The organism is Croceivirga sp. ABH4_376 (genome assembly GCF_056160685.1).
In genome coordinates this window covers 1-223 of the sequence record NZ_JBSWXQ010000031.1, presented here as the reverse complement: position 1 = coordinate 223, position 223 = coordinate 1, and the positions used below count along the sequence as shown (strand labels likewise).

The 223-nt window shown below is 55.6% G+C and carries 1 pseudogene; it reads left to right on the top strand.

The window, feature by feature from the left end:
• Positions 1–223: pseudogene (locus ACXAGS_RS15760) on the top strand (gliding motility-associated C-terminal domain-containing protein); the annotation flags it as partial.

The following is a 223-nucleotide window of genomic DNA, read 5'->3' as shown; positions in this document are numbered from 1 at the left end:
ATGACGGCGAGCCGGACAACACGTACACGGGAGTGGACACGGACAATGACGGATTGGACGATGGCTACGAGGGAAGCGACGTTAACGACGGCTATGACGTAAACGATGAGATAGAGGACCCTGCGAACGATCTACCGGATACCGATGGAACGGAGGACGTTAACTACCGTGATTTGGACGATGACGGGGACGGAATAGACACCCCTGACGAAGATGCGAACGG